Origin of the sequence: Rhodococcus sp. NJ-530, assembly GCF_003860625.1 — a bacterium.
Taxonomy (GTDB): Bacteria; Actinomycetota; Actinomycetes; order Mycobacteriales; family Mycobacteriaceae; genus Rhodococcus_F; species Rhodococcus_F qingshengii.
The window spans coordinates 3,657,193-3,670,091 of sequence record NZ_CP034152.1; the positions used below are offsets into that span (position 1 = coordinate 3,657,193).

The 12,899-nt window shown below is 62.8% G+C and carries 13 protein-coding genes; 6 read left to right on the forward strand and 7 right to left on the reverse strand.

Annotated elements, in window-relative coordinates:
• Positions 1-23 precede the first annotated feature (23 nt).
• On the reverse strand, positions 24-218 hold the full coding sequence (locus EHW12_RS16945; protein WP_003941743.1) for a DUF1918 domain-containing protein: 195 nt from the start codon (positions 216-218) through the stop codon (positions 24-26).
• A gap of 179 nt (positions 219-397) precedes the next feature.
• On the opposite strand from EHW12_RS16945, the gene EHW12_RS16950 reads away from it, so the two are divergent.
• The 3 genes from EHW12_RS16950 to EHW12_RS35885 are packed head-to-tail and all read left to right on the forward strand — an operon-like array spanning position 398 to position 3,181.
• The gene (locus EHW12_RS16950; RefSeq protein ID WP_054186682.1) at positions 398-2,410 is read left to right on the forward strand and encodes an MFS transporter; all 2,013 of its coding nucleotides are present in this window, start codon (positions 398-400) and stop codon (positions 2,408-2,410) included.
• Between the two features lie 52 nt (positions 2,411-2,462).
• Positions 2,463-3,053, forward strand: a complete 591-nt coding sequence (locus EHW12_RS16955; RefSeq protein WP_003941800.1) for a TetR/AcrR family transcriptional regulator — start codon at positions 2,463-2,465, stop codon at positions 3,051-3,053.
• The gene (locus EHW12_RS35885) at positions 3,050-3,181 is read left to right on the forward strand and encodes a hypothetical protein (RefSeq protein WP_256082667.1); all 132 of its coding nucleotides are present in this window, start codon (positions 3,050-3,052) and stop codon (positions 3,179-3,181) included. Before EHW12_RS16955 ends, EHW12_RS35885 begins: the two co-directional genes overlap by 4 nt.
• Before the next feature lie 21 nt (positions 3,182-3,202).
• On the opposite strand, the gene EHW12_RS16960 is transcribed toward EHW12_RS35885, so the two are convergent.
• The 4 genes from EHW12_RS16960 to EHW12_RS16975 form a co-directional block, all read right to left on the reverse strand.
• Positions 3,203-3,616 (reverse strand): arsenate reductase ArsC, encoded by a 414-nt coding sequence (locus EHW12_RS16960; RefSeq protein WP_003941758.1) that lies wholly within the window; start codon positions 3,614-3,616, stop codon positions 3,203-3,205.
• Positions 3,613-4,716, reverse strand: coding sequence for an ACR3 family arsenite efflux transporter (arsB, locus tag EHW12_RS16965; RefSeq protein WP_003941673.1), 1,104 nt, complete (start codon positions 4,714-4,716; stop codon positions 3,613-3,615). The genes EHW12_RS16960 and arsB overlap by 4 nt, the downstream gene beginning before the upstream one ends.
• Positions 4,713-5,099, reverse strand: a complete 387-nt coding sequence (locus EHW12_RS16970; RefSeq protein WP_047270115.1) for a metalloregulator ArsR/SmtB family transcription factor — start codon at positions 5,097-5,099, stop codon at positions 4,713-4,715. Before EHW12_RS16970 ends, arsB begins: the two co-directional genes overlap by 4 nt.
• Before the next feature lie 64 nt (positions 5,100-5,163).
• Positions 5,164-6,048, reverse strand: a complete 885-nt coding sequence (locus EHW12_RS16975; RefSeq protein ID WP_125051237.1) for a metalloregulator ArsR/SmtB family transcription factor — start codon at positions 6,046-6,048, stop codon at positions 5,164-5,166.
• A gap of 96 nt (positions 6,049-6,144) precedes the next feature.
• Here EHW12_RS16975 and EHW12_RS16980 point away from each other — a divergent pair, with 96 nt between their 5' ends.
• Together EHW12_RS16980 and treZ are read left to right on the forward strand one after the other, a co-directional pair.
• Complete coding sequence (locus EHW12_RS16980) at positions 6,145-7,506, forward strand: NAD(P)-binding domain-containing protein (RefSeq protein WP_125051238.1); 1,362 nt, start codon at positions 6,145-6,147, stop codon at positions 7,504-7,506.
• A gap of 69 nt (positions 7,507-7,575) precedes the next feature.
• Positions 7,576-9,297 (forward strand): malto-oligosyltrehalose trehalohydrolase, encoded by a 1,722-nt coding sequence (gene treZ / locus EHW12_RS16985; protein WP_030537019.1) that lies wholly within the window; start codon positions 7,576-7,578, stop codon positions 9,295-9,297.
• Between the two features lie 21 nt (positions 9,298-9,318).
• On the opposite strand, the gene EHW12_RS16990 is transcribed toward treZ, so the two are convergent.
• A complete protein-coding gene (locus tag EHW12_RS16990) occupies positions 9,319-10,863 on the reverse strand; it encodes an MFS transporter (protein WP_125051240.1) in 1,545 nt (514 codons plus the stop codon).
• Positions 10,864-10,991: 128 nt separating this feature from the next.
• Between EHW12_RS16990 and EHW12_RS16995 the strand changes: the two genes are divergently transcribed.
• Entirely contained in the window at positions 10,992-11,513 is a 522-nt protein-coding gene (locus tag EHW12_RS16995) for a TetR/AcrR family transcriptional regulator (protein WP_003941685.1), read from the forward strand.
• Positions 11,514-11,526: 13 nt separating this feature from the next.
• On the opposite strand, the gene ilvA is transcribed toward EHW12_RS16995, so the two are convergent.
• Positions 11,527-12,882, reverse strand: a complete 1,356-nt coding sequence (gene ilvA / locus EHW12_RS17000) for a threonine ammonia-lyase IlvA (protein WP_007733150.1) — start codon at positions 12,880-12,882, stop codon at positions 11,527-11,529.
• Positions 12,883-12,899 lie beyond the last annotated feature (17 nt).

Here is a 12,899-nt window from a genome sequence, read left to right on the forward strand (position 1 = left end):
ATGCATGGAAAGAATCGTGCAGCTCAGGAGCCTTTTCCGGGGTGATCTATCCAGCCGTCGCTACCGGGAAACACCAACGCCTCGTGGCCGTTGTCGTACCTGACCAGATAGGGAGGACCGCCGTCCTCGCCGTGCACCTCGAGAACCTCGGCAGTTACCTCCGCCTGCCCCACCACGCGCCCCTGGACGTGGAGACGGTCACCCACTTCGGCATGCATCACTCCTCCTCGCTGCCCGCTCGCGCAGGCGCAGACCAACCACTGACGTTGTTCCCGCCATGCCGACTCGGAAACCCTGGGGCGAGTTGCCGTCGTGAGAAATCGCATATTCACCGAAGGTGACAGCGACGGGTGAACAGTGGTTCACTCATGGGTGAATTCCCGTTCACCATCGCCGCGTGAAGGACCGTCTCTTGGCATTGCACTCGTCTCCGACCACTCGCCGTTCAAGTCGGCTCATTACCGCAATTCTCTGTCTTTCCGGCACCGTGGTCGCGCTGCAACAAACGATGGTCATTCCGTTGTTGCCCGATTTCCCGAAGATCCTCGGCGTCAGCGCTGACGACGCCTCCTGGCTCGTCACCGTCACGCTCCTCACGAGTGCCGTCGCCACTCCGATCGTCTCCCGCCTGGCAGACATGTTCGGAAAACGACGCATGATGCTGATCTCGATGACGATGATCGTGGTCGGATCACTGGTCGCGGCGATCGGCGGCAATTTTGTCGCCCTGCTCATCGGACGTGGTCTCCAGGGCTTCGCGATCTCGATGATCCCCGTCGGAATCAGCATCATGCGCGACGAACTGCCCAAGGAGAAGGTGGCGTCGGCAACAGCGTTGATGAGTGCCACTCTCGGAATCGGCAGCGCACTCGGGCTCCCCCTGTCCGGGTTGATCTTCGAGCATCTGGGCTGGCCCGCCATCTTCTGGCTCTCGGCGATCGTGGGCGTCCTGCTGATCATCGCGGTAGCCGTCGTCGTCCCGGAATCGAGTGTTCGTACCCGCGGCAAATTCGACTTCCTGGGCGCGGTCATGCTCTCGACAGCACTCACGGCGATCCTCCTCGCCATCTCCAAGGGCGCCCGTTGGGGGTGGACGAGCGAACTGACATTGCTGATGTTCGTCATCGGAATCGTGACTCTCGCATTGTGGTTCCCTTACGAACTTCGCGTCACCCAGCCGATGGTCGATCTACGAACGTCGGCCAAGCGGCCTGTTCTGCTGACCAACGTCGCCTCGATCCTCGTCGGCTTCTCGATGTACGCGAACAACCTCTCCACCACCCAACAACTTCAGATGCCGAAGATCTCCGGCTACGGCTTCGAACTGGGCGTGATGGCGGCCGGACTGTGCATGATTCCGGCAGGCCTCGCGATGGTCTTCTTCGCGCCCGTCTCCGCGAACATCACGAAGCGATTCGGAGCCAAGATCACCCTGATCGTCGGCGGCACGGTGCTCGCGCTCGCCTACATCGCGCGAGTGTTCCTGACCGGTTCGATAGCACTGATCATCATCAGCGCGGCGGTGGTCAGCATCGGAACTGCAATCGCCTACTCCGCGATGCCGATGCTGATCATGCGATCGGTTCCGATTACCGAAACCGCGTCGGCAAACGGCCTCAATTCGCTGCTCCGCTCAGTCGGTACGTCCACGTCCAGCGCGGTGGTTGCCGCCATGCTCACTTCGATGGTCATCCCGTCCGGGCCGGGCGAGGGCCTTCCGTCGATCGACGCCTTCAAGAACATCTTCTGGCTGGCCGCCCTCGCCGCCGTGGCTGCTGCCGCTGCCGCTGCGTTCATTCCTCGCCGCGGCGCAAAACCGGAAGCGGCACTTCGCCCGGTGACCCCGGAAGGGTTCGAGCTTCCCGACGCCGCCGTGTCCGAAACGGAAATTGTGGTTGCCGGTCGTGTGGTCCGGGCCGACAGCCGACCGATCCGGCAGGCCGTTGTCACCGTGATGGACATGGAGGGTCGACCGATCGACTGGAGTCGCGCCGACAACGAGGGCAACTTTTCCCTCGCCCTACCCCGGCCCGGCCGGTACCTGGTGGTCACGAGCGCCGACGGTTGGTCCCCGAGATCACAGGTAATCAGCTTCGACAGCGCGCAATCGACGCACACCGTCGAACTCGGTGACCGCCTCACCATCTCCGGCAAGGTCGGAGTCGGCGGCCGAACAACCTCGGGAACCGTCGTCACGCTCACGAAACCGACCGGCGAATTCGTCGCATCCACGGTCACCGACGGAACCGGGCACTACGGAATCGCACTTCCCACATCCGGCCGGTACATCCTGACCGCGCTGACCGAGAGCGGACACGGCACATTGGCTCGTCAGATAGCGGTCATCGCGCAGTCCACCGTCGTCGACTTCGACGTACCCGTCGATGCCGAGCCGTTGACGACAGTATGAACGCCAGTATGAGCAACCGAACGCATGGCGATCGGGTATCGAGGCGAGCGACATGAGCAGCGGCGAAGCCAGCATCCTCACAGCAGCGAAAGCCTTGTTCGCGGAACGAGGTTACGCATCGACGACCATCAAGGACATCGCGGTCGCAGCCGGCTACTCCCCTGCTCTGGTCATGAAGATCTACGGCAGCAAAGCTCGGCTGTACTCGGCTGCGATCCCGTCCGCACCTCCGATGGACGAGGATCCGAATGCCGACGCCACCGGAGACATCGGCTGTCAACTGGTCGAGAAACTTGTCGCTCGTAGAGAATCCGATGAAACCGATCCGTGGGCAATGCTCGCAGTACACGTTCACGAGGCGCCAGATCCGGCCGCCGCTCGGGCCGAGATCAAGCAACGATACGTTCACGGGATCGCGCGCCGCATCGGCGACACGGAGCCCGGTTTGGTACGCAGCCAGATCGTCGTCTCACTGCTGCTCGGACTGGCCACCGGCATGCGGACGCTCGAACTCCTCGGTGAGGATTCACTGTCGTCGGAGGATCTGATCCGGCGCTACGGAAGGCTGATTCAAATAGCCGTCGACGAAATCGAACCGGTATCCGAGCACGAATCGTTCATCAGTGACACGGTGGAGGAATGACGACTTACCGATACCTCGACGCCGACCGGAATCTCCTCGAAGAGAAAGATTTCGAAACCGAGCAGGACGCACAGGAATACCGACTCTCCGTCCTCGGTGCCGAACACATCGAGCCCACCGACGAATGATCCTGTCGAGTCCCCGATCGGTCAGGAAGACTTCGCGGCAGTGGTGAGTTCAGCGATCAAGGCTTGAACGCGCCGCTCGATTTCGTCACGGATCGGGCGAACTGCTTCAAGGCCCTGTCCGGCCGGGTCGTCGAGAACCCAGTCTCGGTAACTCTTGCCGGGGAAGATCGGGCACGTGTCGCCGCAGCCCATGGTGATGACGACATCCGAATCCTGGACGGCGTCGACAGTGAGGATCTTCGGAGACTGCGCTGAGATGTCGATACCGCGCTCTGCCATCGCCTCGACCGCTGCCGAATTGACGGTCTCGGCGGGTGCGGATCCGGCGGAACGGACCTCGATGGCGTCGCCTGCGAGATGGCTCAGGAATCCCGCGGCCATCTGAGATCGACCGGCATTGTGGACGCAGACGAACAACACCGATGGTTTGCTCATGACCTCGCTCTTTCTCGACTGGATGAAACCTCTTCGACTGCAAAGCGTTTGCGTAGAGCAAGGGAGACATAGACCAGCCCGACGAGCACCGGTACCTCGATCAGCGGGCCGACGACACCGGCAAGAGCTTGCCCCGAGGTGGCGCCGTAGGTGGCGATGGCTACCGCGATCGCGAGTTCGAAGTTGTTGCCCGCGGCGGTGAACGCCAGGGTCGTGGTGCGTTCATAGCCCAATCCGATTGCGGCGCCGAGGATGTAGCCTCCGCCCCACATGAGCGCGAAGTACGCGAGCAAGGGCAGCGCGATCCGGACGACATCCCAAGGCTGGGAGGTGATCTGTTCGCCCTGCATCGAGAAGAGCACGACGATGGTGAACAGCAGACCGTAGAGCGCCCAGGGGCTGATCTTGGGGATGAACTTGTTGTCGTACCAGTCGCGGCCTTTGGCGCGTTCGCCGAAGAAGCGGGACAGAAAACCTGCCAGCAGCGGGATACCGAGGAAGATCAGGACCGATTTCGCAATCTGCCAGGGCGAGGTGTCGATGGTGGTCTGTTCGAGGCCGAGCCACCCGGGCAGGACCGAGAGGTAGAACCAACCGAGCACGGCGAACATGATCACCTGGAACACCGAATTGATGGCGACCAGCACCGCGGCGGCTTCGCGGTCTCCGCAGGCCAGGTCGTTCCAGATGATCACCATCGCGATGCAGCGAGCGAGACCGACGATGATCAAACCGGTTCGGTATTCCGGCAGGTCAGGCAGAAACAGCCAGGCGAGGGCGAACATCAGCGCCGGGCCGAGAACCCAGTTCAGGAACAGGGAGCCGGCGAGGAGTTTCTTGTCCCCGGTGACTGTGTCGAGGCGGTCGTAGCGGACCTTCGCCAGGACCGGGTACATCATGATCAGCAGACCGAGGGCGATCGGTAGCGAGATGCCGTCGATCTGCACCTTGTCCAGGGCAGTGTTCACACCGGGGATCCAGCGTCCAACCAGCAGGCCGACGACCATGGCCACGCCGATCCAGACCGCCAGATAGCGGTCGAGGGTGGAGAGTTTTCCGACGACTTCGGGGTGTTCGGTGGTGGCAGCGGTGTTGCTCATGCGGTGACCTCAGCGCAAGCGTCCACGGCACTCACGCTCGCACCTTCTACCAGCAGAACGGCGGAAAGCTGTTGCAGCGCAGCCGGAATAACCCAGTAGTACACCCAGGTCCCGCGTCGTTCACAATCGAGCAGCCCGGCCTGGCGCAACACCTTCAGGTGATGCGAGATAGTCGGCTGAGACAAGTCGAACGAGTCGGAGATGTCGCAGACGCAGGCTTCACCACCCTCGTGACTTGCCACCAAGCTGAGCAAGCGGAGACGAACCGGATCGCCGAGGGCCTTGAACATCCGAGACAAGTCGCCGGCCCAATCCTCGGTCAACGGTTCACGAACGAGCGGGGTGCAGCAAGCCTCGGAGTCCGGCAGCTCTTGATTCGACATTCTTCGATATTGGCAGATATCGAATCAACGCGCAATCGGGCATCCGGTCAGCCGGATCCCGGACTCATCCCTCGGCGATCGCCGTTCGACGCTCGAGCAGAACAGTGTCGCGCCACACGCCGTCGAGTTCGGCGATCTTCTCGCGAAGGCCGACCGTTCGAAACCCGGCCGAATGATGGAGCGAGATGGAGGCACGGTTCTCCGGGAACATCGACGTCTGCAGAGTCCAGAGTCCGTCGGCATCGGCGGCCATGACTTGCTTGCGCAACAACGCCTTTCCGACGCCACGACCACGCATGCCGTCCGCAACGTACACGGAGTTCTCGGCAACCCCGCGGTAGCAGTCACGCTCGAACACCGGACTCAACGCAGCCCATCCGACAACAACACCCCCGACAGTCGCCACCCATCGATGCTGCGGCAGCCACCGTTCGTGGAGATGCTCACGCGAGGGGACCTCAGCGGCAAAGGTGGCATTTCGGGTGTCGATACCCTCGCCGTAAATACGGCGAACCGCATCCCAGTCGTCGTCGATCATGGCCCGGACAGAGACATCGTCGGGCAGATCACTCGGGCAGCACGGACGCGGAGCAAGGACTCCCATCACCACATCCGCCGCCTGCGGCAAGGCAACGCAACACGTCGGACTCATCGCGACGACCGTGCTCGTCCCTTCCTTACGCATGGTCACAAAACCCACATCGGCAAGCTTGCGCAGGTGGTGCGACACCGTCGGTTGCCCGATCCCCAACGCCTCGGCGAGCGCTCCGACGGTAATACCACCGACCGCGCTCGCTACCCGGTGAAGCAATCGGACGCGCATCGGCTCGGCAAGGCAGGCGAACCACTGCGCGTAGGTATCGGCATCGCCCTGCGCGAGGACGGAAGAACGGATCTGATCCGAGTCCGAATCTCCGACTCGCACCGTCGGAGTCTGCAGCGAAGTCATCTCTCCACTATATCGACAGCTGTCGATGGTTGCCTACATTGATGATCGTCGATACTGTTCCCCGTAGATCGATAATCGTCGATGAAAGGCACGAAAATGAACCCCCTACCCGTTGTCGTGATCGGGGCCGGCCCGATCGGCCTGGCAGCCGCAGCAGAACTGCGCGAGCGCGGACTCACACCCCTTGTATTCGAGCGCGGAACCATAGCCGGTGCTGCGATCTCCGAGTGGAATCACGTTCGACTGTTCTCCCGGTGGTCCGAACTCGTCTCCCCCGCCGCGCGGCGACTCCTCGACCAGAATGGATGGAGCTCACCCGACGGGCAGACCTATCCGACCGGCCGGCAATGGCGCGAGCTCTACCTCGAACCACTCGCCTCGGCCCTCGCCGACCTGGTCCAGTTCGACACCGAGGTGATCGGCGTAGCTCGACGCGGACGTGACCTGGTCGTCGACGCCGGACGCGACAGCGAACCCCTCTCGATTCACCTGCGGCGCCGGGACGGAACCGAGGATCGGATGTTCGCCCAGGCCGTTGTGGATGCGTCCGGCACCTGGGGCACCCCCAACCCGCTCGGTGGTGAAGGTCTTCCTGCACTCGGCGAAGGCGCTGTGGGTACTGCGATCCGGTACCGGGTTCCTGATCTCGACGATCCGGCAGTGCGGGCACAGTTCGCCGGAACGCACACCGTCATCGCAGGTAGTGGCCACTCCGCGCTGACGGCGATCGTTGCGCTGTCAGGGTTGGCGGAGCAGGCTCCGAGCACCCGCATCACCTGGGCGGTCCGCCGAGGAAACATCGGCTCTGCATTCGGAGGCGGCGACGCTGACGAACTGCCCGCGCGCGGCGCCCTGGGCTTGCGTGCAAAGAAGGCCGTCGAGGATGGCCTGTTGAGAGTCGTCACCGGCTTCCGCACCGCAGAGGTGACAACTACCCCTTCGGGACAACTCATACTCGCCTCCGATGCGGGTGATCGCATCGAGAACGTGGACAACGTCATAACGCTGACCGGCTTCCGCCCCGATCTGTCCTGGCTCTCGGAAATTCGACTCGGCCTCGACCCGGTCTTACAAGCACCGGTCGAGCTTGCTCCGCTGATCGACCCGAACGTCCACTCGTGCGGCACCGTTTACCCGCATGGCGCGAAGGAGCTTCGCCATCCGGAGCCGGGGGTGTACTTGGCTGGAATGAAAAGCTACGGCCGAGCACCCACCTTCCTGGCGATGACCGGCTACGAGCAGGTTCGCAGCATCGCAGCCGAGCTCGCCGGCGATCACGAAGCAGCGGCCCGCGTCGAGTTGGTCCTTCCGGAGACCGGAGTCTGCGGCGGCGCAGGCATTTTCGACGAACCTGACACAGCAGAAACCGACACAGGGAAAGCCGAGGGCGGATGCTGCAGCGCCCCCGCTCCGAAACTGATCACGCTGTCTGCACCGTCCGGCAACACCTGCGGATAGAAACAGTCCTTGACGACGGAACCAGCCCGCCGGGCTGCCACATCCGGCCGAACAAGGCATGCTGATCGTGTGCATACATTCGAGGTCTGGGCGCCCACACCGGAATCGGTCCGGGTCGAAGTCGACGGCATCACGCACGAGATGGACCGGACCGACGACGGGTGGTGGCGCGCCGAGGTCGACTGCGACAACCGCGCTCGCTACGGCTTTGTCGTCGACGGTGAAACACTCCCGGATCCGCGTTCACCACGCCAGCCCGAAGGCGTGCATCTCCGCTCCCAACTGCACCAACTCGACGAGGCGTCCTGGACCGACTCTCAGTGGACCGGACGACAACTCCCAGGATCATCGGTCTACGAACTGCACATCGGAACGTTCACCCCCGAAGGAACATTCGACGCCGCGATCGAACGTCTCGATCACCTGGTAGACCTCGGCGTCGGCTTCGTGGAAATCATGCCGGTCAACGGCTTCAACGGAACTCACAACTGGGGCTACGACGGTGTGCTCTGGTACACGGTCCACGAGATCTACGGTGGCCCGGACGGATTGCAACGCTTGGTGAATGCGGCCCACGAACGCGGACTCGGCGTGATTCTTGACGTGGTCTACAACCACCTGGGCCCGTCGGGCAACTACCTCGAAAAGTTCGGCCCCTACATTGCCGATGGAGCGAACACCTGGGGCCGAACGATCAACATCGGCGGTCCGCAGTCGGGCGAGGTTCGCGAGTACATCATCGGGAATGCCCTGCGATGGATGCGCGATTTCCACATCGACGGTCTACGCCTCGACGCCGTCCACGCGTTGGTCGATCACACCGCAACGCACATCCTCGAGGAACTCGCCGTCCGAACGGAAACACTGTCGGCTCATCTGGGTCGACCGCTCACGTTGATCGCCGAAAGCGATCTCAACGACGCCACTCTGATCACGCCACGAGCGGCCGGCGGGTTCGGCTTGGACGCGCAGTGGGACGACGACATCCACCACACCATTCACACGGCCGTGTCCGGCGAACGCCAGGGTTATTACGCCGACTTCGGATCCTTGGAATCCCTTGCAAATACATTGCGGCGCGGTTTCTTCCACGCCGGAACGTATTCCTCGTTCCGTGGACGGGTTCACGGCCGGCCGATCGACATCACGCATCAGCCCGCCAGCGCCCTGCTCGCATACACGTGCACCCACGATCAGATCGGCAACCGCGCGATCGGGGACCGCCCGAGCGCCTATCTGACGCCAGGACAATTGGCGATCAAGGCGGCGCTGGTCCTGCTCTCGCCGTACACGCCGATGCTGTTCATGGGCGAGGAATGGGGAGCGACCACTCCGTTCCAGTTCTTCACCTCGCATCCGGAACCGGAACTCGGCGAGGCCACTGCCAAAGGCCGCAAAGCGGAGTTCGCGGCGCACGGCTGGAACAGTGACGACATTCCGGATCCGCAAGACCCACAGACATTTCTGCGATCGAAACTGGACTGGGACGAGCGAGACGACGAGACACGCGCTCGCGTCCTGGCCTGCTATCGCGATCTACTTGCCCTGCGCAGGAAGCGAATCGAGATCACCGACCCTTGGCTGGGGCACCTGCACGTCGACTACAACGAGGACGACCAGTGGATCACCCTGCGCCGCGGCGCATTACAGATCGTGTGCAATCTGGGAACGGACGCGGCCTCGGTCCCGGCCGGCGGAACCCCCATCCTCTGGTGGGATCCGCCGACACAGGACGAGACCGCGTCCGCAACAGTGGTGCCGGGGCACTCGTTCGTCGTACTCGAAAGCTGACTAACTCTCGAGATTCCGGTATTAACGCTTCGCGTTCTCTGGTGTACTCCGCAGCATCCGCAACACCAATGCGGCACTGACGAACAGAACCAAAGCTGTTGCACCGGCAGCAACGTGCATACCGTCGACAAACGCCGACTTCGCGGAATCGGCAAGCACCGAACCGAGTTCACCAGGTAGGTACGTTGCTTCCTGCAGGGCACCGCCGAGCGTGCCCTGTGCAGCGTGCGCCTGATCTGCTTCGAGCATCGAGGTGTCGATTCCCTTGCGGAAGATCGCCATCACCACGCTGCCCAGGATCGCCACGCCGAGCGCGATGCCGAGTTCGTACGCGGTCTCCGACACAGCGGACGCAGCGCCGGCGCGTTCGGGTTCCACCGAGCTGACCACGAGATCCGATGTCAACGTCAACGCGACACCGACACCAGCACCGGCCAGACCGAAGCCGATCACGAACATCAACGGGCCGCTGTCGACGCCGAGCGCGAGCAGCATCGCAGCACCGATACCGGCAACCGCGAGGCCCGCGCTGAGCACGTGAGACACCGACCACCGGCGAATCAACCAGGCCGCCGCAACCGCGGTGAATGCGCTGAGCAACATACCCGGGAGCATCAGCAGGCCGGCGTCGAGCGCCGAGTTACCCAGCACCAACTGCAGGTACTGCGAGCCGAAGAACAGGACACCTGCCAGCGCGAAGATCGAGAGCAGGTTGGTGATGACGGCGGTGGAGAACGACGCGTTGGCAAACAGCTTCAGATCCAACATCGGATCCTTCAGCATCCGCTGACGACGCACGAACACGTAACCCGCCGCGAGACCAACGAGGCCGATCGCCAGCAACGTGATGCTGACGCCGTGCACCACGGATTCCTTGACCGCGTACACCAGCGGCAACATGGTCGCCATCGACAGACCAGCGCTGATGAGATCGAATCGACCCGGATTGGGGTCCTTCGACTCCGGGATCAGGATCGGGCCGAGTACAACCAGCGCGATCATGACCGGAATGTTGATCAAGAAGACCGAACCCCACCAGAAGTGCTCGAGCAACCAACCACCGACCAACGGGCCGGCCGCGGTACCGCCACCGGCCATCGCGCCCCAGACACCGATCGCCTCGGTGCGCTGACGCGGGTTGACGAAGATCGTGCGGATCAGACCGAGGGTGGCCGGCATCAGCGTTGCACCGGAAATACCCTGCAGCACGCGGGCGGCAATGAGCATCTCGGGACTGACAGCGAGAGCGGCGATGATCGAGGCGAGACCGAAGCCGACTGCGCCGATCAGGAGCAGTTTTCGCCTACCGATCCGGTCGCCGAGCGTACCCATGGTGATGAGCAGACCGGCGAGCACGAACGAATAGACGTCGATGATCCACAGCAACTGCGTGCTGCTCGGTTCGAGGTCGGCGCTGATGAACGGAAGCGCAAGATCGAGCACCGTGCCGTCGACTGCGATGAGCAACACAGCAAAGGCAAGGACTATCAAGCCCGCCCAGTCACGCTTTGTCGCCCGAACCTCGTCGGGATTGATTGCAGACGTGTGATCTGCCGACACTGACATTGCTCCCCTGCGACTTTCTCTGAGTTCTTTCGAAAAGACTTCACTGCACCGTCCAGCCGGTACAGTAGGTCTACGGTAACAGTGAACCGTCCGAGCGGTAAAGTTATTTCCGGGTAGGGTCACATCACATGGCTGCCGACACTCGCGATCGAATTCTCGACGCACTGGAGAAGCTGCTGCTGGTCAGCGGCGTCGCCCAAGTCACGCTCGAAGGCGTTGCCGCCGAAGCCGGGGTTTCCAAGGGCGGACTTCTCTATCACTTCCCCAGCAAGGAAGCCCTCCTCGCGGCGATGGTCCGCAGACTCGGGGAACGCTCGGATCAGCAACTCGACGACGCCGTAGCAGGCGGTACGACGGTCACCGAGTTCTATCTGCAGATCCCCGATGCGAACGAAAGCGAAGAACTCTCACTCTTCCGGTCGATCATCGCGGCACTGAGAACAGTCGACGGACAACACGACGAAATCCAGAAGGCCGTCACACATGTGATGCGGAGCTGGGACAAGGGCCTTCAGACCGAGATCGCCGACCCTGTGCAGGCCGAGATCATCCGGCTCGTCGGCGACGGCCTGTATCTGGCGGCCATGCTCGGGCTCCCCCAGCCGGATCCCGAATTGCATCGACAGGTGGTCGAGCGACTGCGGCCCTGACCGGGGGCGTCTCTTACGTCAGATAGCGGTACGCCGGGCTTCCCGGCTCGAGCCTCTCGGACTGCATCGGCGCGCGCTCCATCCGCTCGAGTAACGCCGCCAACCCGTCGGCGGAACCGAGTTCGATACCCACCAACGCGGCACCCGTCTCGCGATTGTTTCGCTTGACGTACTCGAACAGCGCGATGTCGTCGTCCGGCCCGAGCACGTCCGAGAGGAAGCGACGGAGCGCTCCCGGTTCCTGCGGAAAGTCGACCAGGAAGTAGTGCTTGAGCCCGAGGTGAACGAGCGAACGCTCGAGGATTTCGCCGTAACGAGAGACGTCGTTGTTGCCACCGGAGATCAGGCACACGACGGTCGAACCCGGCTCGAACGTCAAATTCTGAAGTGCCGCAACGGAAAGCGCTCCCGCGGGTTCAGCGATGATGCCCTCGCTCTGATACAGCTCGAGCATCGCCGTGCAGATAGCGCCCTCGTCGATCTGATTGACGACAAACGATCCCGAACCGGACCGTGTCTGAAGTTGACGAGCCACGAGCGGCAACGACGCGTGCGACACCACGGCGGCACCCAGACGTGAGACGACCTCGTAGGGAACATCGCCGATCCTCTTGACCGCTGCTCCGTCGACAAATGGATCGACGTCGGGAAGAGTCACCGGGCCCCCGGCAACAAGAGCGGCCGTCATTGACGCCGCACCGGACGGCTCGATCCCGACGATCGACGTCTTCGGCGACCGTTCGTGCAGGTAGGTGGCGATGCCCGCAATGCAACCGCCGCCGCCGACCGGCACGACGATCGTGTCGAGAGGGGCGTCCAATTGCGTCAGAATCTCCGCTGCGATGGTTCCTTGCCCCGCAGCGGTGCGCACGTCGTCGAACGGCGGAACCATGGTTGCGCCGGTTTCGGCTACGTCCTCGGCGGCCGCAGCAGCGGCGGCGTCATAGGTCTCACCGATCATGAACAGTTCGACAAACGCTCCACCGTGCGCGCGGATGCGATCACGCTTCTGCTTGGGGGTATTGGCCGGAACGTAGATCCGACCCTTGATCTGCATCGTTCGGCACGCGAAAGCAACACCCTGCGCATGGTTACCGGCACTGGCAGTCACTACGCCGGCACCGCGTTCGGCCTCGTTGAGCTGAGCGATCAGGTTGTACGCTCCACGAATCTTGTACGAACGAACGCCCTGGAGGTCCTCACGCTTGAGATACACGTGTGCCCCGGTCAACGCCGAAAGACGATCGCTGTACTGCAGGGGCGTCGCCGCAATGACGTGCTGAATTCGCTCGATGGCCGCGTCGATCTCCTGCGCGTCGAGCGCGGGGACGGTGGACTTCGTTACTACGACATCGGGCGAGTTAGACACCCCGCCATTTTCGCACG

Bases quoted from the DNA above. Each gene is read 5' to 3' on its own strand.
- EHW12_RS16980 (WP_125051238.1), top strand. From the start codon at position 6,145: ATGAACCCCCTACCCGTTGTCGTGATCGGGGCCGGCCCGATCGGCCTG.
- EHW12_RS16955 (WP_003941800.1), top strand. From the start codon at position 2,463: ATGAGCAGCGGCGAAGCCAGCATCCTCACAGCAGCGAAAGCCTTGTTC.
- arsB (WP_003941673.1), bottom strand. From the start codon at position 4,716: ATGAGCAACACCGCTGCCACCACCGAACACCCCGAAGTCGTCGGAAAA.
- EHW12_RS16960 (WP_003941758.1), bottom strand. From the start codon at position 3,616: ATGAGCAAACCATCGGTGTTGTTCGTCTGCGTCCACAATGCCGGTCGA.
- EHW12_RS16970 (WP_047270115.1), bottom strand. From the start codon at position 5,099: ATGTCGAATCAAGAGCTGCCGGACTCCGAGGCTTGCTGCACCCCGCTC.
- EHW12_RS16995 (WP_003941685.1), top strand. From the start codon at position 10,992: ATGGCTGCCGACACTCGCGATCGAATTCTCGACGCACTGGAGAAGCTG.
- EHW12_RS35885 (WP_256082667.1), top strand. From the start codon at position 3,050: ATGACGACTTACCGATACCTCGACGCCGACCGGAATCTCCTCGAAGAG.
- EHW12_RS16990 (WP_125051240.1), bottom strand. From the start codon at position 10,863: ATGTCAGTGTCGGCAGATCACACGTCTGCAATCAATCCCGACGAGGTT.
- EHW12_RS16945 (WP_003941743.1), bottom strand. From the start codon at position 218: ATGCATGCCGAAGTGGGTGACCGTCTCCACGTCCAGGGGCGCGTGGTG.
- EHW12_RS16975 (WP_125051237.1), bottom strand. From the start codon at position 6,048: ATGACTTCGCTGCAGACTCCGACGGTGCGAGTCGGAGATTCGGACTCG.